Genomic DNA, 26,023 nt, shown 5'->3' on the forward strand with positions numbered 1-26,023 from the left:
CTGTTCTCCGTGGCGGCCGGTCGGTGGGGGGAACGGGGCGGGGATCACCGCGCCGCGGCCGGCGCGCCGGCGGGGGCGGGCGCCGTGGCGGAGCCGAGTACGGTGCGCAGGGTCCCGGCGAGCGCCTCGGGGGCGTCGCGGAAGTAGAAGTGACCGCCGTCGTACCGGTGGGTCCGGCACGGGCCGGTGGTGTGCCGGTCCCAGGGCGCCAGATGATCGGCCGTGACGGTGTCCTGCTCCGCGCCCAGGATCTCGAACGGGACCGGCAAGGGGGCCTGCGCCCGGTGCCGGTACCTCTCCAGGACGGTGAAGTCCGTCCGGAACGCGGGCAGGAGCATCGCCATCAGTTCGGGGTCGTCGGCCACTTCCGGCGGTATTCCGCCGTAGCGGCCGCCGACGGCTGCTGCCAGTTCGCGGTCCGGCAGCTCCGCGAGGGGGGCGCCCGCCCGGGGCAGGTGGGGCGCCGGAAAGGCCGAGAGGATCAGTCTCGTGGGCAGCGTCAGACCGCGTGCGCGCAGCTCACGGGCCACCTCGAAGGCGACGAGTGCGCCGAGGCTGTGCCCGAAGAAGGCGAACGGACCGCTGAACCGGACGCTGTCCGCCAGTGCGGCGACCAGTTCGTGCATCTCCTCGACGGGTGGCTCCGCCGCGCGGCCGCCGCGGCCCGGCGGGCAGATCCCGTAGACCTGCACACCGGGCAGGTACCTGCCCAGGCGGATGTACTCGCCCACCAGCCCGCCCGAGTGGGGGAAGCAGTACAGGACGTGGGCGGGGTCCCCGGGCATCGTCCTGCCGACGACCCACGGGCCGCGGTCCGAGGGGTGCGGGGCGGTCATCGGGTGCTCCCGTCGGGGGCGCCGGCGCCCCACAGTGAGGTGAGGGTGTCCGCCGTTTCCGTGCGGTCCTGGATCAGCCGGGCGAGGGAGGCCGCGGTCGCGGCCTTCAGGATGTCGGCGGCCGACACCGACACCTGGAACTCGGCGGTCGCCCAGGCGGCGAGTCTGGTGGCCACCAGGGAGTCACCGCCGAGATCGAGGAACCCGTCGTGGCCTGCCACGTCCGGAATGCCCAGCGCCTTGCCGAAGGCGCCGAGCACCGCCTCCAGGACGTCCCGCTCCGCACCGGTGCCGTCCCGCTCCGCACCGGTGCCCGGTCCGCCCGTCCCGCCGGCCGCCTCGGCCCTGTCACCGGACGCCTCCGGTACCCGCGGCGGGTCGATCCAGGACCCGAGCGGCCGCGGTGCGCGGTCTGGCCGTTCGGAGGTGACGGCGGGGACGAGGAAGCGGGTGCGCTCGAACGGGTAGGTCGGCAGCGGCACCCGCCGGCGCCGTTCGTCACCTTGCGGAGCGCCGAGGTCCACGTGGGCGCCGTGGGACCAGAGCCGTCCGACGGCGCCCAGCAGCGTGGCCAGGCCGGAGGTGGCTTCGGCGGGGTGGGGGGAGGTGTGCACGACCAACTGCCCGTCGTGGTAATCCGGGTGCTGCCGTGCGAGGGTGGACAGCGTACGGCCGGGACCGATGTCCACCAGGGCCGTGCCGGGACGGGCGGACAGCGTGCCGAGAACCTGCCCGAACCGTACCGGGCGGCGCAGGTGGCGCACCCAGTACTCGACCGACCGCAGCGCGCCGGGGTCCGCCCACTCCCCCGTGGTGTCCGAGATCATCGGCAGCCGCGCCTCCTCCCTGGCCGTCCCCGCCAGGAAGTCGGCGAAGCGCGCCAGGACGGGTTCGACCAGCGGGGAGTGCCCGGCGGTGGCGATGCGCAGCATCCTGGCCTGCACCGCACGGTCCCGCTGCGCACGGACGTAGTCGGCCACCAGGGCGGCGGGGCCGCTCACCGTGCACTGGCCGGGTCCGTTCACCGCTCCCACCGACAGGCCCGCGGGCAGTGAACGGGTCACCGCCTCCTCCGGGAGACTCACCGCGGCCATGGCGCCGGCCGGCAGTGAGCCGAGCAGCCGGCCGCGCTCCACCACCAGGTGTACGGCGTCGGGCAGGGCGAAGACACCGGCCAGGCAGGCCGCGGCGTAGGCACCGAGGCTGTGGCCGGCGACGGCGGCCGGCCGTACGCCCCACGACATCAGCAGGCGGGCCTGGGCGTACTGCACGGCGAACACGGCGGGCTGGCCGACGGCGATGGAGTTCATGTGCTGTGAAGCCGGGCCGCATCCCCGTTCGCCGTCGGGGAAGAGCACCGCGCGCAGGTCCAGGCCGAGCGGGTCGGCGGCCAGTTCGCAGATCTCGTCCAGGTGCCGGCGGAAGACCGGTTCGTGCTCGTACAGGTCGCGTGCCATGCCGGTCCGCTGGCCGCCCTGGCCGGCGAACAGGAAGACGGGTACGGGTTCCGTCCGCTCCACCTGTCCGCCGGCCGGACCGCCGGCCCGCAGTGCCGCGGCGGCCTCGGCCGCGGTGCCCGCGACCGCGAACCTCCGGTGCGTGTGGTGGGTGCGTCCCGTGCGCAGTGTCCAGGCCGCGTCGGCGAGGTCGGTCGCCGGGTGGTCCTCGAAGTGGGTGGCGAGGCGGCTCGCGGCCCGGTCCGCCGCGGCCGGTGTCCTGCCGGACACCAGGAGGAGCTGGTGCGGCCTGCCGCTGCTGGTTCCGGTGCCGGCCGGGGCCTGGGCGACCACCACATGGGCGTTGGTCCCGCCGAGGCCGAGCGAGTTGACACCCGCGACGCGTGGCCGTCCGTCCGGCGTGCGCCACGGGACCGTGGTGGCGTTGACCCGGAAGGGGGTGGACTCGAAGTCGATGTCGGGGTTGGGCTCGTCGAAGTGGAGGCTGGCGGGGAGTACGCCGTGTTCCACGGCGAGCACGGTCTTGATCAGCCCGACCACGCCGGCCGCGGCGTCGGCGTGGCCCAGGTTGCCCTTGACCGAGCCGATCCGGCAGTAGCCGCGCAGCTCGGTGCTCTCGCGGAAGGCGGCGGTGAGGGCCGCCACTTCGACGGGGTCGCCGAGCGGGGTCGCGGTGCCGTGTGCCTCCACGTAGCCCACCTCGTCCGCGGTCACCCCCGCCGCGCGGTGTGCCGCGCGGACGGCCGCGGCCTGGCCGGGCACGCTGGGCGCGGTGAACCCCAGCTTGTCCCGCCCGTCGTTGTTGACGGCCGAGCCGAGGATCACCGCGTGCACGTGGTCGCCGGCCGCGAGCGCGTCGGCCAGCGGACGGAGCACCACGAGCCCCACCGCGCCGGCTCCGACCGTGCCGGCCGCCGCGGCGTCGAAGGGCCGGCAGTGGCCGTCGGGGGCGATGACGCCGCCCGGGACGTAGGGGGTCGAGGGTGCTTCGGGCAGTACGCTCGCGCCGCCCGCGAGGGCCATGGCGCACTCGCCGTCCAGCAGCGACCGGACGGCCAGGTGGACGGCGACGAGCGAGGTGGAGCACGCCGACAGGACCGTCACGGCGGGACCGGTCAGGCCCAGCTTGTACGCGACGCGGGAGCTGAGGAAGTCCGCGTCGTTGCCGTGGGCGACCTGCCAGGCGTCGATGAAGGGCATCTCGTCGAGCCGCGCCCGTACCCGTTCGCCGTACCTGGTGTGTGATCCGCCGACGAACACACCCGTCGTGGGGCGCCGGGGCGAGGCGCCGTGACCGGCCCGTTCCAGTGCCTCGTGCGCGCACTCCAGCGTCTGCCGCTGCTGGGGGTCGGTGATCAGGGCTTCCTGAGGGGAGTAACCGAAGTACTCCGCGTCGAAGGCCGCCGCGTCGGTCAGCAGCCCGTAGGCCGGCCGGTACTCCGGCTGCCGGGAGGAGCGCCGGTCGTCCAGTGCGGTGAGGGACTCGGTGCCCGCCACCAGGTTGTGCCAGAACCCTTCCACGGTGGAGGATCCCGGGAATCTGCCGGCCATGCCGATCACGGCGACGGCGCCCCGGGAGTGTGCGGAGTCGTTGGCTGTCATGCCGTTCCTTCCTGTTCCGGCCGGGCGTCCGTGGGCGGAACGTCGGTGTGCGCCCGGACCGCGTGGGCGCGGTCCGGGGGGCGGACGGGTGTCGCGGGCGCTGTCCCCGCCGCCGGCGCCGCCGGTTCGGCGCGGGTGGTGACCAGGCCGTAGGTGAAGAGCACGGCGGCGGCCGCCTGGAGGACGGCCAGAGCGGCGAAGGCCGCGGTCAGGCCCAGTGACTGGGCGGTGGGACCGGCCAGGGCCCAGCCCGCCGTACCGCCCGCCAGCACCAGTGCGGTCGCCACGGTCAGCCCCTCGGTCCGGGAGCGTTCCGGCATGCGCAGGAGACGCACCGCGGTGGCCGGTGCCAGGGAGACGCCGTTGAGCAGGCCGGTCACCGCCAGGCAGCACGCCGTCGCGCTCACGCCCAGGGGCAGCGACAGGAGCGGGAAGACGGCCGCGCACCCGATCCGCCCGGCCGCGGCCAGGGTTCGGGGCGGTACCAGGCGCAGCGCGCGGCCCACGGCCACCGATCCCAGCAGGGTCCCGCCGCCGTAGGCGGCGAGCAGGGCTCCGGCCGCCACCGGGGAGGCGGCCGCCCGAGCCAGGGTGACGAGCGGGATCAGCGCGAACATCGCCTGCCAGGCCACTTCGTTCAGGGTCAGGCCGAGGCTCCAGCTCCGCACCAGCCGGTCCGACCGCAGGGCGCGCAGCCCCGTGCCGAACGAGGACCGCGGGGGTGGCGCCGCGCCGGTCGTCGTGGGCAACCGGCGGCCCAGCAGCAGCGCGGAGACCACGAAGCTGAGGGCGTCCCAGAGCAGTACCTGGGACGCCGTCACCGTCGCGATCAGCACTCCGGCGAGCAGCGGGCCCAGCAGCATGCTCAGCCGAGTGGCGGCCTGGAACGCCGCGTTGGTCCGGGTGAGAAGCCTCTCGTCGGTTCCGGCGACGGCCAGGAGCACGCACTGCTGGCTCGCCAGGTACGGCGCGAAGGTGGCTCCGACGGTGAACATCACCGCGGCGAACACGCCGACGGACAGCCGGTCCACCGCGTGCAGCAGGGGCAGCAGGGCCAGCAGCGCGGCACAGAGCAGATCGCCCCCCACCATCACCCGGCGAGGTCCCAGCCGGGCCACCCAGGAGGCGCCGATCATCCCGAAGACGGCGACGCCGGCGAACTGGGCGGCCGTGACCAGGCCCATGGCCGCCGGTGAACCGGTGAGGGTGAGGACCAGCCACGGGGTGGCCACCGTGCTGAGCTGCGTGCCCAGGATGGACACCGTCTCGGCGAGCAGTACGGCGCGCAGGACCGGATGGCCTCTCAGCCGGGTGCCGTCCGGGGAGGTGACGGCCACCTCAGCCCCGCCCGCGCTCATCGGCGGCACCCGGCCGGGGGTCCGGGCCGGCGGGGGGCGTCGCGGCCCGTGGACCGCGGCCGGCCACGGGCTCGGCCAGGCGGTCCGCGAAACTCTCCAGTGTGCGGCCGAAGGCGACGGCGATGTCCTCCATGTCCTGTCGCCGGTAGCGGTCGCCGCGGTACCCGATCCGGCCGGTCAGCCGGTCCCCGTCCAGGACCAGCGACACGGTGGCACCGCTCTTGCCGAGGAATCCGGCGCCGGTGCGCGCGAGGTCCATGGGGCGCAGGACGTGTCCGCCGAGCGCGGGCGGTGCCGCGGCGGCCGTCCTGAACTCCAGGGAGATGTCGCCGTAGGGCACCCGGCCCGGCGTACGCGGCGGGTTGACGGCCCTCACCACCTCGTCGAAGGGGGTGCGGGCGTGCTCGAAGGCGGCGAGCACCTCGGCCCGGACGGCGTGCAGCGCGTCGAGCAGGGTCGTGGTGTCCTCGATCCGCGAGCGCAGCACCACGGTGTTCTGGCAGGGTCCCAGCACCCCGGCGCAGTCCGGGGTGGCGCGGGTGCTCATCTCACTGGAGACGACCACGTCGGGCTCGGCGCTCCACCGGTGGAGCACGGCCGCGAGGCAGGTCACCGCGATCATGTACGGGGAGACCCCGTGGCGGGCCAGCAGCGGTCGCAGCGCGGGGATCGGCCGGGACGGCAGCGGGAGGTCCACCACCCCGTCGGGACCGGGCCTCGCGGGGAGCGGGAATCCCAGGTGGACGGGGGCGCCGTCCAGCCGGGCCCGCCAGTGGGCGAGGTCGGCACGGTGCGCCTCGGTGTCGAGGGCAGCCCGCTGCGCCGCCAGCAGGTCACGGTACTGGCGTACGGGCGGACCGGCCGGGGCGGGGGACGACGGCGGTGCGTCGGCCCAGGTGGTCAGCAGCCTCACGAGTTCGTCGGCCAGGGCCTGGGCGTCGGCGTGCCCCACCCGGTCTCCCTGGTGGGCGAGGTGGGCCGTCAGCTCCCCCGCGCGCTCCGCCACGGTCAGGACGAGGGGGAACTTGGGCGATCGTGCCTGGAGCGCTTCGGGCCGGTGGGCTTCGAGGGGCAGGCCGCCGAGCACCGGGGGCCGGCCGGGCCACGAGATCATGTTCAGCATGACGTCCACGTAGGGCGTCCGCCCGGGGTCGCGGTCGGGCTCCAGCCCGCCGATCACGTCGTCGAACGGAGCGGCCAGGTGCTCCCTCGCGGTCAGCAGTTCGGCGTGCATCTGGCGTATCGCCCCGGCGAGGTCGTCCCGCGTCCCGGCGGGGGCGCCGGCCTCCGAGCGCAGCACCACGGTGTCGAGGCACGGGCCCAGCAGGTCACGGAAGCGCACCGGGTCCCTGGTCGACACCGGTGTGCCGAGGGTGAGGGACCGCCGGCCGGTCCGGCGGTGCAGGGCGAGGGCCAGGGCGGCGCAGAAGACGATGAACGGCGTGGCGTGGTGCGCGGTCAGCAAGGGGCGCAGCCGGTCGGGCAGATCGGCGGGCAGGGCGAGGCGTACGACGCCGTCCGGCTCCGGGCGGGCCGGTGCCGGGAAGTCGGTGCGGACGGGGGCGTCGACCAGCTTCTTCTGCCAGTGGGCCAGGTCGTCGTGGTACCGGGGGCTTTGGCGGGTCGCTTCCTGCGCGGCGGTGAAATGCCGGTACTGCCGAGCCGGCGGCGGCGGGCGGTGGCCCCCTCCCGCGGCCTGGTAGCAGCGCTCCAGTTCGCTGAGCAGGACCGGTACGGAACCGGCGTCGACGACCAGGTGGTGCAGGCAGACCAGCAGTGCTTGCCGTCCTGCTCCCAGGTCGGCCAGCGCGGTGCGCAGGAGGCGGCCGGTGGCCGGATCGAAGGGACGGCCCGCGGCTTCGGTCAGCCACCGCGTCAGCTCTTCGTCGGGGTCCGGTGCGGCGCTCAGGTCGAGCCTTTCGACGGGCGGCTGCCAGGGCTCGCGCACCACCTGACGCAGGGTGCCGGTCTCCATGACGAAGGCGGTGCGCAGCAGTTCGTGCCGGTCGACCAGGTGCGCGAGGGCCCGGGCCAGCCGCTCGGCGTCCAGGGAACCGGTCAGTTTCCAGGCCAGCGGGACGTTGTAGCGGGTGCCGCCCGCCACCTGGTCGGCGAGCCACACGCTGCGCTGGAAGGCACCGGCGGGCGGATCGTTCGGGGAGTGCCGGGGCCTTGGCGCGCGTACGGCGTCCTCGGCGGGGACCGACGACTCGCGGTCGATGAGGTCGGCCAGGTCACGCAGGCGCGGCTGCTCGAACACGGCGCGTACCGGCAGGGTGACGCCGAACGACTCGCGGATCCGGCCGACCAGTCGAACCGCGAGCATGGAGTGGCCGCCGAGCAGGAAGAACGAGTCGTCGGCCGCGACCTGACCGACACCCAGCAGGGTGCCGCACAGTTCGGTCAGGGCGGCCGCGGTGGGCGTGGGGGGCGCTGCGGGCCCGGGGGTGGCGGCGCCGGCGGCGGTCGTTCGCAGGGCCCGCACGTCCCGTTTGCCCTGCGTGGTCAGCGGCATCGCGGTCACCGTCTTGAAGAGCGACGGGATCATGTACTCGGGGAGCAGGGTGGCCAGGTGGGCGCGCAGCGCCTCGGGGGCCGGCGCGGAAGCGCTCTGCACCACGGCGACCAGGCGCTCGTCCTCGGCGTACACCGCCGCGTCGGTGACCGCCGGGTGCCGGCGCAGGCCGGCCTCGACCTCGGCTGGCTCGATGCGGAAGCCGCGCACCTTGAGCTGGTCGTCCGCGCGTCCCAGGAACCGCAGCGAGCCGTCCGGGAGGTGGTGGGCGAGGTCACCGCTGCGGAAGAGCGTGCCGGATCCGAACGGGGAGTCCACGAAGCGCTCGGCGGTGAGGTCCGCACGGTTGAGGTAGCCCGCCGCGACTCCGGCGCCGCCGATGTGGATCTCGCCCACCGCGCCGACCGGGAGCAGTCTGCGGCCGGAGTGCCGGTCCAGCAGGTACAGGGTGGTCGTCGGCAGGGGCCGGCCGATGACGCTCAGATCCGCGTCGATCTCGGCCCGGGTCACCGTGTGGATACTCGTGTAGACGGTGGTCTCGGTCGGGCCGTACATGTTGACCAGCCGTATCCCGGGGCGGGCGTGCGCCCAGGTCTTCAGCATCGCGGGGTGCAGCGCCTCGCCGGCGAGGATGACACAGCGCAGGGCGTCGGGGACGGCGGCGGCGCCCGGCTCGGCCCGCAGGAGGCCGCGGAAGGCCGACGGGGTCTGGCACAGGACCGTGACGCCCTCTCGTCGCAGCAGGTCCAGCAGGAGGGTGGGGTCCTGCGCCTGCTGTTCGGTGACGAGGACCACTCGGCCGCCGTGCGACAGCCCTCCGAGGAGTTCCCACACGGAGACGTCGAAGGTGTAGGCGTGGAACACGCTCCACACGTCCGACGGCCCGAAGGAGAAGGGGAACCGGTCGTTGTGCAGCAGCCGGATCAGGTTGCGGTGGCTGATCACCACGCCCTTCGGGCGGCCGGTGGTGCCCGAGGTGTAGATGCAGTACGCGGGAGAGTCGAGCGGAACGGCGGGAAGCGCCCGGTCGCCGCCGGCCGCGCTCAGCGCCGCGCCGCGCAGCGACCGGCCGGTGTATCCGGTCAGTGCGGGGTGGGGTTCGGTCTGCTCGTCGGGGACCACCACGAAGCGTGCGGCGGAGTCGGCGAGGAGGAAGCGGAGTCTGTCCCGCGGGGTGTGCGGATCGATCGGCAGGTAGGCGGCGCCGGCGAGGAGGACGGCGAGGATCGTCCGGACCTGCTCGACGCCTCTGGGGAGCAGGAGTGCCACCCTCTCGCCGGGGCGTACTCCTGCCTCCAGCAGCCCCCTGGCCGTGGCCTGCGCGCCTTCCAGCAGCTCACGGTAGGTCAGTTCGGTCCGGCCCGCGCGCACCGCGATGGCCTGCGGACGGGCGAGGGCGTGCCGGCGGATCACGTCGTGCACGGGCACCTGCGGGTAGCCGGCCTCGGTCGCGTTCCACGCGGCGATCTGCGTGTGCCGCTCGGCCTCGGTCAGGGGCTCGGCCTCGCCGACCGGACGACCGGGTGCGTCGAGGAGGAGTGCGAGCAGCCGGACGTAGTGCCCGGCCATGGTCCGTATCCGGTCCTCGTCGAAGCACCTCGCGTCGAAGACGAGGGCGCTCTCGAACTGCCCGGCTCGGCGTCGCACCACGAGCGCCAGGTCGTACGGCCCGGCGCCGGCCGGGGGGTCCAGGTCGGTACCGGGCGCGGGCGCGGCCCCGCCGCCGGTCTCCATGGCGTCGTCGTCGTAGTCGAAGAGGACGGTGACCGCGGGGTCCCGCTCCGCGGTGCCCGCGGGGTCGACGCGCCGCATCATCTCCCGGAGGGGGACCCGCGGGCAGGCGACGGCCTCGGCCAGGTCGGCGGCGGTGCGGGCGGCGAGCCCGGCGAAGTCCACGCCCGCCTCCGGCCGCAGCCGGACGGGGAGCACCTCTTCGAGCGGGCCGACGACCTGGCGGCCGGACGGCGCTCGCCCGTCCGTCCGGACGCCGACCAGCAGGTCCTGCCGGCCGGTGTACCACCCGAGCAGGGCGGCGAAGGCGGCCAGCAGCAGGTCCTGCGAGCCCAGGCCGAGCTTCTCGGCCGCCGACCGCACCACCTGCTCCGGGGCGGCGGTGAACCCGACGCGCTCCGGCGCGTACGGGGCTCGCGCCGGGTGCGTGTCCCGGGGGCGGCGTCCGGGCAGCGTCAGTTCTTCGGCGGCGGGCCGGAGCACGGCCGCGCGGGCCTCCAGGGCGGCCCCCGGGTCAGGGCACGAGGGCGTGTCGTACCAGTCGGCACGGCTGCTCGGCCGGGGTGGTCCGCCGCCGTCGAGGAGGCGGAAGATCTGGTGGGCCACCAGCTTCAGCGACCGCCGGTCCACCGCCGAAGGGTGGCCTGCCAGGGTGAGCCAGCCGCCCGGGCCGGGGCCGGGCAGCACCGCGAGGCGCAACAACGGGCCGTTCGGCGGGTCGCAGGGCTCCCGCGCCCACGTCCGCAGCCGGTCGGGCACCTCGGACGCGTCGGACGTGTCGGCCGGGGTCCGCGGGGGGAACCACACCGGATGCACCGCCGGTGTGCCGTCCGCCTCGTGCGGGGCCGGGCCGGATTCCGGCGCGGCCGTGCGGCGCAGGGCCTCGTGTGCCTCCACGACGGCGCCCACCGCCTTTTCCAGCGCGCTCGCCTCGGGCAGCCGGCCCAGGCGCAGGTGCAGGGACACGCCGGGCCGCTCCCCCTCCCGGGCCGCGGGGGCCGCCGCCTGTGCGTGGGCGTAGTCGGCGGCCAGTTCCCGAAGGAAGATGTCCGTCGACTCGCCGTCCCACAGCAAGTGGTGCGGGCAGAGGAAAAGCACCTGGCCACCGTGTCCCGTCTCGATGAGAGCGGCGGTCAGCAACCGCCCCGAGGCGGGGTCGAGGCGGTGCCGGGCGGCCTCGTGCAGCCAGTCGCTCAGCCGCTGCTCGGGGTCGGGCAGACGGCTCAGATCCACCGACTCGACCTCGGGCGCCCAGGGCGGTCCCACCACCTGCCACGGCTCTCCGTCACGGTCCTCGAACGCGGTGCGCAGGATCTCGTGCCGTGCCACCGTACGAGCGAGCGCCCGGGTCAGGACCGCGCGGTCCAGGCCGCCTTCGGCGATCCGCCAGGCCATCGGCACGTTGTAGGCGCCCTGGCCGGTGTCGAGCTGTTCGGAGAGCCAGACGCGCTGCTGGAAGGCCGATGCGGGGAACGCGGCGGGGAGCGCGGGCGGGGCCGGCCGGGGCCGGGCCGGAAGAACGGCCGCGGCGAAGTCCGACAGCCGCGGCTGCTCGAACAGCGTCCGCAGGGCGACCTCGCGGCCGAATCTCCGGGAGACGGCGACGGTGAGCTGTTCGGCGAGGAGCGAGTGCCCGCCCAGCTCGAAGAACGAGTCCCCGTCGTCGATGCCCTCGATGCCGAGCGTCTCCTCCCACACCCGCCGCATGGCGTCCGGCACGGTCCCGGCCGCCGGGACCGGCGCCGTCCTGGCGGCGGGGCGAGGCGCGGGCCCGGCGGGGGCCGGGTTCCGTTCCGTCTCGGCATCCGCCGAGGCGGCCAGGGGCGCGTACGGATCGGAGGCGATGGTCTCCAGCACCCGCCGGTAGCCGGACGCCAGCGCCGCCACCTGGGTGCTGCCCACCGCCCCGGCCGGGTCCTTCCACAGCAGATGCGTTCCGGCGCTGTCCTCACGGACCGCGAGGGCGAGGCGGAAACCGGCGCCGCTCTCCACGTCGAGGACGCTCAGTACGGCGGACGCGCCGGGGGCGTCCAGGGGCACGTGCCGCAGATCGACACCGTCGCGCAGCCCCGCGTGCCAGTACTGGAACACCGTCTGGTGAGTGTCGGCGTACGCCTCGGGACCGGTGAGGCCGGCGGCGCGCATGATGGCGGGCAGCGGCAGGTCGCCGTGGCGCAGTGCGTCCTTCACCCCGCGGCGTACCCGGGACAGCAGGTCGGCGTGGGTGTCACGGTCGTCGGTCCGGATCCGGATCGGCAGCGCGTTGACGAAGTAGCCGACCCGGTCCCGCAGCGCTCCGTCCGTCCGGCCGTGGAAGGGGAGGAACACCAGCAGGTCGTCCGCCCCGCTGTGGTGGTGCAGGGTGGCGTGGTAGGCGGCGAGCAGGACGGTGACGTAGGAGACCCCCAGCTCTGCCGCGCGGGCCCGGAGCCGAGCGGTCAGGCCGGCCGGCAGCCGTTCGCCGAGCATCAGGTAGGCGGGCTCGTCCACGGTCTGCCGCAGCAGTCGCCGCGGCGCCCTGTCCCCCAGTGCGCGACGCCAGTACGCGCGGGCGGCGTCCCCCGCCGGGGTGTCCGTCAGCGCGCGGGAGCGGTGGGCGTACTCCGTCAGCGCGCTCGGCGAGTCCGCGGGCGGCAGGGGCTCGCCCGCGTAGGCGCGCCGGAGCGCGTCCACCAGGATCAGTGTGGACGCCCCGTCGGAGACCAGGTGGTGCATGGCGAGGAGCACCACCGTGTAGTCCGGTCCGCGCAGCACGTCGACCCGGGCCAGCGGACCGCGGCGCAGGTCGAAGGGGACCTGCCAGGCACGGCGGACGGCCTCGTCCCGGCGGAGCGACGTGGTCGACTCCCGGACGGGGATGCCCGGAGCGTCCGACCAGTCGAGTTCCGGTCCCCGGGCACCGGTGGTGACTCTGCCCCGGATCTGCGGGTGGGCGTGGCCGACCGCGGCGACGGCGGCCGCCAGTCGGGCCACGTCGATGACACCGTGCACCAGGAAGGGGAACGGCATGATGTGGGTCCACTGTTCGGGTTCCCGTCGCCAGGTGACCCACATGGCCTCCTGGCCGACGGAGAGCGGGATCCGCTCCGTTGTGCCGTTCACGCGCCGGCTCCTTCCGTACGGTGGTCGCGGCCCGCGGTGGCACCGGTGTCCTGGGCGGTCGTGGAGCGGGCCGGGTCCTGGAGCCAGGCATCGCTCACCGCGGCGAAATCAGCGGCGTCGCCGGTGGCCAGCCGCCTCTTGACGTCGGCCACTCGGTGTCGGGCCGAGGCGCAGTAGAGGTCGGCCAGGTTCTGCCCGGCGTCGTCCCCCTGCCCGGCCATGGCGTCGGCGCGGGCCAGGACGAGGGACATGGTGAGCAGTTCCCGCGCCAGCCGGGTGAGGAGGATGAGGGTGCGTTCCTTCTCCAGCAGCGCCGAGCGGTCGGGGTGCGCGCGGGCCAGTTCCGCGCAGGTGTGCCCGAACGCGCGGATCTCCGCGGCGACCGTCCCGAGGTGCTCGGTGTTGCGGTCGCTCAGGTACCCGGCCCCGGTTTCGGACGCGGTGGCCGCGGGGGGCACGGGGGGCACGGGCAGGTCCGCCCCGGGAGCGGCAGCGCCGTCAGGTCCGGGGTAGTAGTAGGTCAGGATGTAGGAACGGGCGATCCAGTTGTCGATCTGGAAGTCCACGCCGCCGGAGATCCGCATGCTCCGCAGGTCCCGCATGAGCCGCTCGACCGGCGTCGCGGGGACGCCGCGCCGGGTCTTGCTGCCGGACGTCTCGTAGCCTTCGGCCCCCATGAGGGAGACCGTGCGGTCCACGATGTCCCAGGCGAGTTCGGAGCCGATGTTCTTCGCCACGTTCTGCTCGAAACGCAGGTTGACGTCCCGGTCCTGGTCCAGGGGGAGGAGGCACCACTGGGCGACCGTCTCGATGGCGAAGGTCTCGGCGAGCGAGTCCGCCATCTGACGCCTGATCTCCTCGTACTCCCCCAGGGGCCGGCCGTCGACACAGCGCCGGGCAAGGAAGTCACGGGCCCAGTGGAGGCAGAGTCTCGCCGCGGCCAGGGACGGCGCCACGATCATGTGCAGTCTGCCTCGGCCGACCAGCTCGCCGGAGGTGGCCGTCATCCGCACCTGGTGTCCGGTGTCCGGCTCGGTGAGCATCTGGCCGGCGGGTACGAGCACGTCGTCGAAGCGCAGCGGGCCGTTGGGGAAGCCTTTGAGCCCCATGTACTCGTGCCCCGGCCCGGCGGTCACACCCGGGGTGTCGGTGTGGACGAAGAACTCCCGTACCCGGTCCCGGTCGCCCTCCCGCACCGTGGCCGTGACCCCCACGAGGCCGGCCACGGGGGCGTGGCCCACGAAGACCTTTTGCCCGTTGAGGAGGTAGGCGTCCTGGCCGGGAACGGGCAGCGCGGTCGTGGAGCGGCCCTGGTTGGCCGCGCCGGCCGGTTCCGAGTCCGCGCTGGCCGACAGGCCGTTGGCGCGGACGTGCCGTAACAGCAGCTCGCGCAGCGGGCCTTCGGGGGCGAACGGGAGGAAGGCGCCGGCTCCGAGGGTGTTCTCGATGGTGAGAGAGGAGGCCACCGGCATGCACCAGCGCGCGGCGGCCTCCGCCGCCCGGAACATGTTGTAGTGGGACAGTCCGTGTCCGCCGAGTTCGGGGCCGGTCTGGAGCTTGAAGTAGCCCCGGTCGGCCAGCTCTTCGAGGAGGCCGTCGGGGAGGCGCCGCGCGGCTTCGACGGCCTCGGGGTCCACCCTCTCGCGCAGCAGCGCCGTCAGCTCGCCGATGACGTGACTGCCTCGGTCGGCGTCCGTCCGGCTCTGTTCCGGGAAGTCGCGGATCAGGTCGTAGCGGAAGTTGCCCCGGTAGAGGTGTTCCAGGAAGCTTTCGCGGTGCGGGTCGCTGTGGGCGTTGCGGGTGGTCGTTCCCACTGTCCGTTCCCTTCGGGCTCGGGTCACGATCGCTCCGCGAGCACTCGCCGGTCGGTCTTGCCCGACGGAGTGTGCGGCAGGGCGTCCAGCCGGACGAAACGGCCGGGCACCATGTGACGCGGCAGCAACTCAGCGGCTCGCGAGGCGAGTTCGTCCGCCGGGGGGTCCGCGTGCGCGACGTAGAAGGCGGTCAGGACGATGCCGCCGATCCTGCTGCGCACGGGTACCACGGCCAGATCGTCGACCGCGGGGAGCCGGCGCAGGACCGATTCGATCTCGCCCGGCTCGATGCGGAAACCGTTGATCTTGACTTGGCTGTCGGCCCGGCCGGCGTAGCGGAAGGTGTGGTCCCCGGTCCGCCGGGCCAGGTCTCCGCTGCGGTACCAGCGGGTCTCGACGCCGTCCTCGTTCTCGCGGGTGCGGAAGCGCTCGGCGGTGAGGTCCGGTCTGCCGGTGTATCCCAGCGCCACCCCGTCGCCGGCCACCCAGATCTCGCCCGTCCCACCGGGGCCGACCGGGCGGCCCTCCTCGTCGAGGACCTGGATCCGCCAGCCGGACAGCGGCGTTCCCAGTTCCGCGGCCGAATCGCCGCCGTCCGGCCCGGTCGGCGGGACCTCCCGGGTCAGGTCCTTGGTGCTGACGAACACCGTGGTCTCGGTGATGCCGTAGGTGTTGATGAACTCGCAGGTCGCGCTCACCGTGCGCCGCCAAGCGCGGATGTCCTCCACGTCGACGGCCTCGCCTCCGAAGATGATCCGCCGCACAGTGGTCGGCGGCCGGGGCGACCGCCCGGCCGCGGCCGTCAGGTAGCGGAACACCGAGGGGACGACGTTCAGCACCGTCACCCGTTCCCGCGCCAGCAGTTCGGCGCTGTCCCGGGGCGACAGCATCGTCTCGGCGGGCACCACCACGAGCGTTCCGCCCGTCGCCAGCGCCCCCCACATCTCCCACACCGAGAAGTCGAAGGAGTACGAGTGGAACAGCGTCCACACGTCCTCGCCGGTGAACTCGAACCGCCGGCTCATCGCGTCCACCATCGCCGCGACGCCGCTCCGTCGTATCTCGACGCCTTTGGGGCGGCCGGTCGATCCCGAGGTGTAGATGACGTAGGCGACCCCGTCGGGGTCGGTGTCGGCGGCCTCGACAGGCGGCCCGCCGCGGGACCAGTCCACGGCGTCCAGCCGCAGGAGTTCCCCGGCCACGGCCGCCGCGGGCGGCTCCTTGTCGCAGACGACCAGGGAGAGCCTGCTGTCGGCCGCCATGAAACGCAGCCGCTCGTCCGGGTACGCCGGGTCCAGGGGCACATAGGTGTGGCCGGCGGCGCACACGGCCAGCACGGCGAGGACGACATCCGCGGTGCGGTCCAGGTAGAGACCGACACGCGCGCCGGGTTCGGGGCAGCGTTCCCTGAGCGCCGCGGCGAGCACGTCCACCCGGCGGGACAGCTCTCCGTAGGTCAGGTCGGTGCGGTCGTCACGCACCGCCGGCCTGTCCGCGTTCGCTGCCACATGCCGGGAGAACAGGCGATACATCACGGAGCCACCCGATGACGGAGTAGACATGATTCGACGACCACCTCACTTGGGGGTTGGCAGGAGTCCGCAGGGCGGAGCCGAGAGGGGAAGCGGGAGCTGGAGTTCTGTGAGACGACGACGGCTGATGAGGCTCGCAAGGGCCATCTATAGATACCCGTTAGGTAGAGCGGAGGCAATGGAAAACCCTCATAGTCGAGTATTAAGGCCGAAAACTGCCGATCACTTTGGAGCCTGCTGCCTACCTGTTGAGAATAACTGTTATGTAGCAGAGCGTCGAGGCGTGAGCGCGCTCAGCGATCACTGGCCGGCGATCGGTGGTCCTCGGGGCAGGGGCCGGACGGCTTGGCGCGTGCGGTGTTGACCCTCGACCTTGTCGAGGGGTCAGAGTTCCGGGTGTGGAGAACGAGATGCGCGGTATCGGGGAGATGGCGCGGGACGGCGGACTGAGCGTGAGCGCGCTGCGGTTCTACGACCGTGCCGGTGTGCTGGCACCCGCCTGGGTGGACCCGGTCAGCGGCTACCGCTGGTACGAACCCGGACAACTGGACGAGGCCCGGCTACTGGCCCGGCTGCGCCGGGCGGGCATGCCGCTGGCCGACATCCGGCTCGTGCTGGCCGGCTGGGCCGGTCGGGACACGGACCTGGTGCGGGGGCTCCTCCAAGCGCACCTGCGCCGGCTGGATCTGGGGCTGTCCGCTGCCCGCGGCGAGTTCTCCACGCTCCGAGCGCTACTCGACCACAGGGAGACAGACCCCATGACCTCACTCCGCACGGCCACCGCCACCGTCCGGTTGTCCGTTCCCGCCCCGGAGTTGGCCGCCGCGCTGGACGCGGTGCGTTTCGCCGCCGGCACCGACGCGGAGCTGCCGATGCTCGGCGGGATCCTGTTCGACGTCGAGGCGGACGAACTGCGCCTCGTGGCCACCGACCGCTACCGGATGGCGGTCGCGGCAGTACGCACCACCGGGCACGACGGGCCCCGGACGCAGGTCACGGTGGCTCTGCCGCTCGCCGACGCGATGCGGGCGCTGCTGACCGGCCAGGAGTCCGTCCAGCTCGGGGTGGACGGTGACCGGGTCACGCTGGAGAGCGGGGACCGGCAGACGTCCGGCCGGAGCATCGGCCACGAGTTCCCCGACTACCGTCGCCTCGTCCACCTTCCGGCCGGCCGCCGGGTCCGGGTCGGCACGGCGGCCTTCCGCCGGGCGCTGGAGGCCGGTCCGGTGCGCGCGGGCGAGACGCGTGAACCGGGCGGTGAGCCGTACGACCTCAGTGTGCTCAGGGTGGCGGCGGACGGGACCGTGATCGTGTGCGCCGACGGCGACGACGATCAGCACCACGTCGCCGTCAACCGCGAGTTCCTGGTGCACGCGCTCACCGCCGGGGCCCGGGACGAGCTGATCCTGGAACTGGGCGCCCCCACGGCACCCCTCGCGATCCGCCGGCCCGACGACGAACGGACCTTCTCGCTGCTCATGCCGGTCCGGCTGGAGGACTGACAAGGCAGGGGTGTGCTTGTCCGGGTTTTCGATCTTCTGGGGGCGCTGAGAGGGCGGTTCCGCGAGGTTGGTCCGGTCACGACGACCGGAGGGAGCGCGGGTTGCGGCAGGACGGGGAGCCGGAGGACCTGATCGAGGTCTGGGCGCTGCTGGAGGAGGACCAGGAGCGGCTGCGGAACAAGTCGGGGGCGAACCGGCTGGGGTTCGCGTTGTTGCTGAGGTTCTTCGAGTCGGAGGCCCGGGTTGACCGGCTCCGGCAAGGAGTCCCAGGAGGTCTCCATGTGGCGCCGGGCCGGGTAGGGGCCCGAATCCACCGCGCTCGTGGTCGGCTCGATTCGGCTACGCGTCGCGCCTCTGCAGCAGCAGGCCGCCGACCAGCAGCGCGGCCGCGGCCCACGTGGTGAGCACGCCCAGGCCGGCCCATGGGCCGATGGGCAGCTCGTGCAGATGGACGGTGGCTTGGACCGCGAGTCCGGCGGACATGGGCGAGATCTGCTGGAGGTGGCGCTGCCACTCCGGGTCGTTGACCACCTGGGTGACGACCGGGAAGAGATAGAGCAGCCCGAGCACGATCCCGATGGCGGTCGCCGCCTCCCGCACCGCCGTCGCCACGCCGAGACCGATCAGGGCGATCAGGACGAGGTAGAGGACCGAACCCACGGCCGCGCGCAGGGTCGGGCCGTCGGCCAGGGACAGCGGGGCATAGCCGCGGGCCTCGGTGAATCCGTTGCCGGGCAGGATGTAGCGGCCGGCTAGGAGCGAGGCGAGGACGGCAGCCGTCCCGGAGATCAGGACGACCGCGGCGAGGACCGTCGCCTTGGCGGTGAGGACGGTGAGCCGGTTCGGCACCGCCGTGAGCGTGGTGCGGATCATCCCGGTGCCGTACTCGCCGCTGACGGCCAACACCGCGAAGACGGCGATGGCCGCCTGCCCGACGGTGATGCCGGTCAGGGCGAGCTTGACGGCGTCCTGGCCGCACCCCGCGTCCGGGCACTTCACCGCCTTGGCGGTGCCGCAGCCGCCGGCCACGGTCAGCGCGACGGCGAGCAGGAGCAACCTGCCCATGTCCCCTGCGGTGCGCAGCTTCGTCCACTCCGCGCGCAGGGCGCGGCCGAAGTCCCCTCGCCACGCGCCGTCCGCCGTGCTCGTGAGTCGTGCACTTCTCAGGAGACTCATACGTCCCTCCCGCGCAGCCGCACCACGGCCAGACCGAAGGCGAGCGCGGCGTATCCGCACAGCACGGCGAGGCCGGCCCATGGCGCCAGCGGGTAGTAGCCGGTCGACGGCTCGTACACGCTGAGCACCTGCGCGTACTGCGGCAGGGTCTGCTGGATGGCGAAGCCCGCGGCCGGGGTCACCCGCAGCAGCCACTCCGAGACTCCCGGGGGCAGTACGCCGGAGGCGGCAAGCAGGAAGGGCAGCACGATCGACGCAATGACCAGGGCGACCGCCGTGCCGCTGCGTCGCAGCAGGGCGCCGACGCCGAGAGCGAGCACGGCGGCGGCTGCGCAGAGCAGGCCGGTGCCGACCATGACGCGCGCTTCGGTCGCCGACGTGACGGGGAAGACATGGAAGCCCCTGCCGCGCGCGCTGCGTTCTCCGAGGGGAATGGTGATCGCGGCGGCCACCGCGCCGATGGCGAACGCGACGCCCCCGGCCACCAGCGCCTTGGCACCAAGCACCCGTTCCCGCGGCGGAGTTGCCGCCATGGTCGTACGCAGCAGACCGCGCCGGTACTCGCCGGTGATGAACACCGCGCCCACGGCGATCACCACGATCAGCCCGGCGAAGGTGCCGACGAGGAAGTTCTCGACGGAGAAGCCGACGCCCATGACGGGCCCGCCGACGACCGGTGCGATGTCACCGGCCCCGGTCACGGTGAACCCGCTGCCGTCGGTCTGGGTGAAGCCGCCTCTGGTGGTGTTCGGGTAGCTGCCGGAGGTGCCCGCGTCGCCGCCCACCTGGGTGCCGCTCCACGCGCTCTGGGACCAGCCGCCGGTGAGGGCGGGGCGGCCGAAGGTGCCCGTGGCCACGGCGGGGCTGAAGCCCGTGCCCGCCGCGGTCTCCTGCTTCGCCTGCGGTGACGTGGCGAAGAGCCCGGCCTGCACGGTGCGCGCGAGCCTCGGCAGCTTCGCATGGCCCACCTCGGTCCAGCGGGAGCCGTCGGTGGAGGAGGAACCGGTGAGGATGTCGCCGGAGCGGACCAGGCGCAGCCAGCGCGGGGACTCCCGGGTGACCTTGCCGGAAGGGCCCGCCGTGTCGTGTGTGTAGTCGTACTGCATGCGCACGCCGTGGCCACCGGTGGCCATGACCGCCGCGTACGGGGCTCCCTGGGTGAGGCTTTCCTTCACGATGATCCCGGCCTTCGCCCAGGGCTGGGCGCCCTGAGCCGCCTTGCCGGTCCCGGTGTCGGCCACACCGGTCAGCGACCGCAGGGGAACGGTGAGGGTGCCGTCGCCGGTGAGCGTCTTGTGGACGAAGTAGAAGCTGTCGTTGACGGCCTCGCCGCCGGGGCCCTTCGGGTACGAGGCGGAGTCGGCGCCGCGACCGCCGGGGGCGGGGGAGGCCGTGCCGAGCAGGCCGACCACGATCGTCGCCAGGAGCGCCCCCGCCATGGCGAGGACCCAGCCGCGTACTGTACGGAACTTCGTCCACTCGGCGTGCAGCGTCCTGAGGAACCCGCCCCGCTCAGCGCGCCTCGTGGCCGGAGGGCGAGGGGTGAGGATGGCGGTCATCGCGTGGCCTCCCCCGCCGGGACGCCCCGGTACTCCACCGCGTCCCGGGTGAGCTCCATGTACGCCTCTTCGAGTGTCGCCCGGTGCGCGGACACCTGGGAGAACGGCACCCCGTTCCGGGCGAGCAGTGCCACGATCTCCTCGTCGGGCAGGCCGGTGACGCCGAGGGTGTCGGGGCCGGTGGCGAGAACGGTGGCGCCCGCGCCGTGCAGGACCTGGGCGGCGCGCGGAGGCGCGGAGGTACGCAGGGTGACCCGGCCGCCGGCCGCCTCGGCGAGCAACTCGGACACGCTGGTGTCCGCGATGACCCGGCCGCGGCCGATCACCACGAGATGGTCCGCGGTGTCTTCGAGTTCGCTCATCAGGTGACTGGAGACCAGGACGGCGCGGCCCTGCCGGGCCAACTCCGCCAGGAAGCCGCGCATCCACACGATGCCGTCGGGGTCCAGGCCGTTGAACGGCTCGTCCAGCATGACCACCGGCGGGTCACCGAGCAGCGCCGCCGCGATCCCCAGGCGCTGGCGCATGCCCAGCGAGAAGCCGCCGGCCTTGCGCCGGGCCGCCGTGCCCAGGCCGGCCTGTTCGATGACCTCGTCCACGCGCCGGGCCGACAAGCCCTGTGAGTGGGCCAGCCACCGCAGGTGGTTGTGGGCGGTGCGGCTCGGCTGCAGCGCGGAGGCGTCGAGCAGTGCTCCCAGATGCCGAAGCGGGCGACGCAGGGTGCGGTACGGCACCCCGTCGACCAGGGCCTTTCCCTCCTCTGCCGCGTCAAGGCCCAGGATGACGCGCATGGTGGTGGACTTGCCCGCGCCGTTCGGGCCGACGAAGCCGGTCACCCGTCCGGGCCGCACGGTGAACGTCATACCGTCCAGAGCCAGCCGTGGCCCGAAGCGTTTACGCAGACCGATGACCTCGATCGTCGCCTTCGTACTCTCATCGCTCATGGCCCCACCCTGTGACGGAGCGGGTTGCAGGGGCCGAACGGTCACTGTCATCTCGTTGTTAGGCGCCTCGGCTTAGCCTGACCTGGTACGTGTCCTGGTGCGGTGGCGAGAGGGGAGCATGCGGATGAAATGGGGTCCGCCCCGACGGCTCGCGGGCCTGGCAGCCCGGCTCGGCCTGCGCCGTGGCACTGCCCGTACCCGCTTCACCGCCTTGTACGTGACTTTGTTCCTGCTGTCGGGAACGGCGCTGCTGGTCATCGCGGCCGTGGTGGCATCCGGCGGATCGCGCTCCAGCCGGACCGCCCCCGATGGCGGCACCGATCAGCCCGCCACGGAGGCACAGGCCCAGGGCCGCATCGACGCGCTGGAGCGGCAGTTGGTTCAGGCGCACGACACCCAGTCCCGGCAGATCGTGATCGGCTCCGCCATCGCCCTCGGCGTCATGGCGGTGATCTCGGTCGGCCTCGGCTGGTTCGTCGCCGGCCGGGTGCTGCGCCCGCTGCGCGTGATGACGGCGGCCACCCGCCGGATCACCGCCGACAGCCTGCACGAACGCCTGGCCATCGGCGGCCCCCGCGACGAGGTGAAGGACCTCGCCGACACCATCGACGACCTCCTCGGCCGCCTGGAGGGATCCTTCGATGCCCAGCGCCTCTTCGTCGCCAACGCCTCCCACGAGCTGCGCACCCCGCTCACCACGATGCGGGCTTCCCTCGACGTGGCCCTCGCCAAGCCGGGCCCGGTACCCGAGACCACGGCCACGCTGGCCACCCGGATACGCGCCGAACTCGACCAGGTGGACCGGCTGCTGGAGAGTTTCCTCGTCCTGACTCGCACCCGGCACGGCGAGTTCACCGACTCGGCGCGCCTCGCCCTCGGCCCACTCGCGCAGACCGCCCTGACCGGACGGGCAAAGGACATCGCGGCCAAGGGGCTGACCGTGCGTGAGGACCGGAGCGACGACTCCGCGTGGGTGTGGGGCAGCCGGACGCTGCTGCGCCGCGTGGCCGACAACGTGGTCGACAACGCGATCGCGTACAACGACCCTGGGGGCTGGATCAGTGTCGCGGTACAGACCGAAGGAGATGAGGCGGGCGCAGTGTCCCTCGTCGTCGAGTCCAGCGGGCCGGTCCTCGACCAGCGGCGAGTGGCGGACCTCGCGCAACCCTTCCGCCGTCTTGGCGCCGACCGGACCGGCACCGGCCAGGGCAGCGGCCTCGGCCTCTCCATCGTCGCGGCCATCACCCAGGCCCACCACGGCACCCTGGACCTGCGCGCCCGCCCCGACGGCGGCCTGCGCGTGACTATCACCCTCCCTCGTGCGGACGGCAGGGCGACGGCGAAAGCCCCCGGCACAGAGACGGGCGTGGCGCGTTGAGAGTCCTGGTGGTCGAGGACGCCCGCCCCCTCGCCGAAGTCATCGCCGAGGGACTGCGCGACCAGGGCATGGCCGTGGACGTGGCCCACGACGGGCTCGACGCCGCGGCCAAGCTGGACGTCAACGCGTACGACGTCGTCGTGCTCGACCGCGACCTGCCAGGCATCCACGGCGACACCCTCTGCCAGATGATCACCGAGCGGGACGGCCGCGTGATGGTCCTGATGCTGACCGCCGCCGACTCGCCCGGCGACCGCGTCAGCGGCCTGATCCTGGGTGCTGACGACTACCTCGCCAAGCCCTTCCACTTTCCCGAACTCGTCCTGCGCCTCCGCGCCCTGGCCCGCCGTCGCCCCGCCGCCCGGTCCCGCACGCTGAGCGCGGCGGGCATTGAACTCGACCCGATGCGCCGCACCGCCAGCCGCGACGGCCACCAGCTCGACCTCTCCGTCAAGCAGTTCGCGGTACTTGAAGCCCTCCTGAACGCGAGCCCCGCCTTCCTCAGCACGGAGGACCTCCTCGAACAGGTCTGGGACGAGCACGCCGACCCGTTCACCAACACGGTCACGGTGACCATCAGCCGCCTGCGCCGCAAACTCGGCGCCCCTCCGGTCATCGCCACCACACCCGGCGTGGGATATCGGATCATCGACCCAGCCGTCCCACCTGACTGAGCAGCCGACTTCTGAGACTGACACACGCGGTTACTCTCACAAACGGGGGGGCCTTTGCCCGAGCAAGATCGAAAACGGGTCGCCGGACCGCCGCCGGACCCGCTTCCGTTCCCAGCACCCGTTCTCACTCAAAAGTCGCGCGGACCCCCTTCTGAGACTTGCATGATGCGAAGATCCTTCACCGGCTGGCACCACCACGTCACCCTCGTCTCCGCCGCCCATGCCTTCTGCACCCTGCGACGACTGACGCGAGACCCAAAAGATCCGGCGCCGGCCTGAGCCTCTACCAAGTCGTCCGGGACCTGCAGACACTCCTCGCCACCTGGACCGGCGCCTGCCCCACCTGCCACCGCAACATACCCACACCCATACAAACCTGACCAAGCCCTACTAGGGCGTACGCCCTAGCAGTCGACCACCGTGCCGGCGCGGGACGACGTCACCGGAGGGAGTCGACCAGCAGGCTCGCGGCCACCGCCGCCCCGTCGGTGCGGATCTTGCCGCCCAGCGCCTCGGCCCGCGCCCGGGTCTCGGGTGCCAGGGCCGTCTTGACGGCGACGTCGAGGGACTCGGCGGTGGCGGTCGGGCCGTCGAGTGTCGCGCCGATGCCCAGGTCCGCCACCCGGCCGGCCCAGTACGGGTTGTCGGACAGTCGCAGGGGCACCACCACCTGCGGCACGCCCGCCCGGGCGGCCGTCGCCGTCGTGCCCGCGCCGCCGTGGTGCACCACCGCGGCCACCCTGCGGAACAGGCTCTGGTGGCTGACCTCGCCGAGGGCGAAGCAGTCGTCCCGGTCGTCGACGAGTTCCAGGTCCGCCCAGCCGCGGGAGACGAGTACGCGGTGGCCCTGGCCACGGATCGCCTCGACGGCGCCGCGGACGATGTCCGGCGACGGGCGCATGCTGCCGAAGCCCACGTAGACGGGCGGCGCGCCCGCCTCCAGGAACGTCAACAGGTCGGCCGGGAGCGGGCGTTCGTCCGGCAGGCTCCAGGTACCCGTCTGTGTCACGTCGAGGCCCGGGGTCCGGCGCCAGGGCCCCAGGACGGGGTCCGCCGCCAGCCACGGCCGGTCGGTGAAGACGTGGTCACGGACGTTGTCCACCGGTGCCAGACCGCTCGACGTCCGGTGGGCGTTGAGTGCCTCGCGGAACTGCGCGTTCACGTGCCGGGCGTCGAGTTCCCACCGCGTCGGGTGGTCGTTCACCTCCGGCTCCGGCCAGCCCGGCCGCGGTGGCGGCGCGTGGTGCGGCGACGGCAGGTGGACCGCCGCGTAGCTCGCGTACACGTAGCGGATGCCCGCGGCCTCGGCCACGGACCGGGCGGCGATCTGTGCCAGGCCGGCCGCCACCAGCGCGTCACACCCCTCGGCCGCCGCGGGGAGGATGTCGAACTGGGTGGCGACCATCTCGGTCCGGTAGCGGGCCAGATCGGCCGCCGACGGCAGCGTCGCTCCGCGCATCAACTCCCGTACCGGAGGCCCGACCGGCACCAGTCGCACCCCGAGGGCCGCCAGCCGCTCCGCGAACTCCTCGTCCGGCGGGGCGCACATCCGCACCTCCACGCCGAGTTCCCCCAGCCGCACCGCGAGTGCCACCAGCGGCTCGACATCGCCACGCGTCCCGTAGGTGGACAACAGCACCCGCATTGCGTGTCCTCTTCCGTTCTGTCTTCCGCCGCGTCACGGCCTGGGCCGCCCAGGTCTGTCTTCCGCCGCGTCGCGGCCTGGGCCGCCCAGGCCTTCGAGCGGTCCTCGTGGACGGCGATGCGCCGGCCGGAGCGCGTGCGCGGCAGCAGTGTATGTCGCGTGGCACCGGACGCGGCGGCAGGCCCCGCACCCGAGGCGGCAGCCCCCGCACCCGAGGCGGCCGGCCCGATCACGCCTCGTCGCCGCCTCGTCACCGCTCGGGGGGACGTCGGCGGAGCGGAGCCGGCGAGACCCCTCGCGGCGGGTTCTGCCGGTCACCCACGCCCTCTCGCCCGGAGCCGCCCCGGTGGCTACGGTGATCGTCGGCGTGCGTTCCGGGCCGACGCTGCGTTGTCGGCCCCGGGGGGGGTCCGTACCCGGCGAGGCGCCCAAGGTTTCTGATCGTCGACACCACCTGAGAGCCACTCCATGCGAAGTTCGTCCGTGCCCATCCCCGATGTCTCGGTCATCCTGCCCTGCGCCGGAGTCGGATCGCGCTTCGGGGCGCCCTACTCGAAGGAGCTGCACTGCCTGGCTCCCGGGGTCACCGTGCTGGACCGCAGCCTGGAGGCCGTCGTCGAGCTGGCCAAGAGCGGACTCCAGGTGCGCCTGGTCGTCGTGTTCGGCACCCACAAGCTGGACACGGTGACCTATCTCGCGCGTTACGCCGAGACCTTCCAGCTCGTCTTCGTCTACCAGGACCAGGCGCTCGCACCGGGGCTCGACGGGGCGATCCGGTCGGCGCTGCCGATGACGCGGGGGCCGGTGGCCCTCGTTCTGCCTGACATCGTTGTCTCCGGTCCGGGCGGGCCCGGCAGTCTGCTCGCCGCGTTGCGGCACACTGAGACGGCGGGGTGGAGCGTGGTGGCCGCCGAGGAGCGCGATCCCGACACGCTGCGGCAGATGGGCGCGCTGGCCCTGGTCGAGGGGGACGGTGTCGTGACGGTCGGGGCGGCCACCGACAAGCCCGCCGACCCTGACGGCTACAACGCGTTCTGGGGCATGGTGGCGGTCGCCGAGAAGGAGGCGCACCGGTTGCCCGAGGTGGTGAGCGAAGGGGTGGACAGCCCGCTGACCGGTGCGGTCGCTCTCCTGGTGGAGGCAATCGTCAACTACAACACCGTCGCGGGCTGACCCCTCGGGCACCTCTGGCACGGCG

Annotated in this window: 14 protein-coding genes; 4 read left to right on the top strand and 10 right to left on the bottom strand. The window is 73.5% G+C overall.

Going from position 1 to position 26,023, the window contains the following annotated elements:
- Positions 1 to 44: 44 nt before the first annotated feature.
- The 6 genes from ABEB00_RS22195 to ABEB00_RS22220 are packed head-to-tail and all read right to left on the bottom strand — an operon-like array spanning position 45 to position 15,977.
- Positions 45 to 836 carry a thioesterase II family protein gene (locus ABEB00_RS22195; protein WP_345621769.1) on the bottom strand — a complete coding sequence of 264 codons (792 nt, stop codon included), beginning with the start codon at positions 834 to 836 and terminating at the stop codon, positions 45 to 47.
- Positions 833 to 3,895, bottom strand: coding sequence for a type I polyketide synthase (locus ABEB00_RS22200; RefSeq protein ID WP_345621770.1), 3,063 nt, complete (start codon positions 3,893 to 3,895; stop codon positions 833 to 835). Before ABEB00_RS22200 ends, ABEB00_RS22195 begins: the two co-directional genes overlap by 4 nt.
- Complete coding sequence (locus ABEB00_RS22205) at positions 3,892 to 5,253, bottom strand: MFS transporter (protein ID WP_345621771.1); 1,362 nt, start codon at positions 5,251 to 5,253, stop codon at positions 3,892 to 3,894. The genes ABEB00_RS22200 and ABEB00_RS22205 overlap by 4 nt, the downstream gene beginning before the upstream one ends.
- Positions 5,234 to 12,601 carry an amino acid adenylation domain-containing protein gene (locus ABEB00_RS22210; RefSeq protein ID WP_345621773.1) on the bottom strand — a complete coding sequence of 2,456 codons (7,368 nt, stop codon included), beginning with the start codon at positions 12,599 to 12,601 and terminating at the stop codon, positions 5,234 to 5,236. The genes ABEB00_RS22205 and ABEB00_RS22210 overlap by 20 nt, the downstream gene beginning before the upstream one ends.
- Positions 12,598 to 14,415 (bottom strand): acyl-CoA dehydrogenase family protein, encoded by a 1,818-nt coding sequence (locus tag ABEB00_RS22215; RefSeq protein ID WP_345621774.1) that lies wholly within the window; start codon positions 14,413 to 14,415, stop codon positions 12,598 to 12,600. The genes ABEB00_RS22210 and ABEB00_RS22215 overlap by 4 nt, the downstream gene beginning before the upstream one ends.
- Positions 14,416 to 14,438: 23 nt before the next feature.
- Positions 14,439 to 15,977, bottom strand: coding sequence for an amino acid adenylation domain-containing protein (locus ABEB00_RS22220; RefSeq protein ID WP_345621775.1), 1,539 nt, complete (start codon positions 15,975 to 15,977; stop codon positions 14,439 to 14,441).
- Positions 15,978 to 16,345: 368 nt separating this feature from the next.
- Between ABEB00_RS22220 and ABEB00_RS22225 the strand changes: the two genes are divergently transcribed.
- Positions 16,346 to 17,449 (top strand): DNA polymerase III subunit beta family protein, encoded by a 1,104-nt coding sequence (locus tag ABEB00_RS22225; RefSeq protein ID WP_345621776.1) that lies wholly within the window; start codon positions 16,346 to 16,348, stop codon positions 17,447 to 17,449.
- A 339-nt stretch (positions 17,450 to 17,788) separates the two neighbouring features.
- On the opposite strand, the gene ABEB00_RS22230 is transcribed toward ABEB00_RS22225, so the two are convergent.
- Genes ABEB00_RS22230 through ABEB00_RS22240 form a run of 3 tightly spaced genes read right to left on the bottom strand, consistent with a single transcriptional unit; the run spans position 17,789 to position 21,128 of the window.
- The gene (locus ABEB00_RS22230; RefSeq protein WP_345621777.1) at positions 17,789 to 18,625 is read right to left on the bottom strand and encodes an ABC transporter permease subunit; all 837 of its coding nucleotides are present in this window, start codon (positions 18,623 to 18,625) and stop codon (positions 17,789 to 17,791) included.
- Positions 18,622 to 20,184, bottom strand: coding sequence for a DUF1349 domain-containing protein (locus ABEB00_RS22235; RefSeq protein WP_345621778.1), 1,563 nt, complete (start codon positions 20,182 to 20,184; stop codon positions 18,622 to 18,624). Before ABEB00_RS22235 ends, ABEB00_RS22230 begins: the two co-directional genes overlap by 4 nt.
- Positions 20,181 to 21,128, bottom strand: coding sequence for an ABC transporter ATP-binding protein (locus tag ABEB00_RS22240; RefSeq protein ID WP_345621780.1), 948 nt, complete (start codon positions 21,126 to 21,128; stop codon positions 20,181 to 20,183). The genes ABEB00_RS22235 and ABEB00_RS22240 overlap by 4 nt, the downstream gene beginning before the upstream one ends.
- 217 nt (positions 21,129 to 21,345) lie before the next feature.
- On the opposite strand from ABEB00_RS22240, the gene ABEB00_RS22245 reads away from it, so the two are divergent.
- Both ABEB00_RS22245 and ABEB00_RS22250 read left to right on the top strand, forming a co-directional pair.
- Complete coding sequence (locus ABEB00_RS22245) at positions 21,346 to 22,506, top strand: HAMP domain-containing sensor histidine kinase (RefSeq protein ID WP_345621781.1); 1,161 nt, start codon at positions 21,346 to 21,348, stop codon at positions 22,504 to 22,506.
- Positions 22,503 to 23,180: a response regulator transcription factor gene (locus ABEB00_RS22250; protein ID WP_345621782.1), complete on the top strand. Its 678-nt coding sequence runs from the start codon at positions 22,503 to 22,505 to the stop codon at positions 23,178 to 23,180. The genes ABEB00_RS22245 and ABEB00_RS22250 overlap by 4 nt, the downstream gene beginning before the upstream one ends.
- A gap of 439 nt (positions 23,181 to 23,619) precedes the next feature.
- On the opposite strand, the gene ABEB00_RS22255 is transcribed toward ABEB00_RS22250, so the two are convergent.
- Positions 23,620 to 24,825, bottom strand: a complete 1,206-nt coding sequence (locus ABEB00_RS22255) for a glycosyltransferase (RefSeq protein ID WP_345621783.1) — start codon at positions 24,823 to 24,825, stop codon at positions 23,620 to 23,622.
- A 483-nt stretch (positions 24,826 to 25,308) separates the two neighbouring features.
- On the opposite strand from ABEB00_RS22255, the gene ABEB00_RS22260 reads away from it, so the two are divergent.
- Positions 25,309 to 25,998, top strand: a complete 690-nt coding sequence (locus tag ABEB00_RS22260; protein ID WP_345621784.1) for a hypothetical protein — start codon at positions 25,309 to 25,311, stop codon at positions 25,996 to 25,998.
- Positions 25,999 to 26,023 lie beyond the last annotated feature (25 nt).

This window comes from Streptomyces ziwulingensis, from assembly GCF_039542605.1.
Lineage (GTDB): Bacteria > Actinomycetota > Actinomycetes > Streptomycetales > Streptomycetaceae > Streptomyces > Streptomyces ziwulingensis.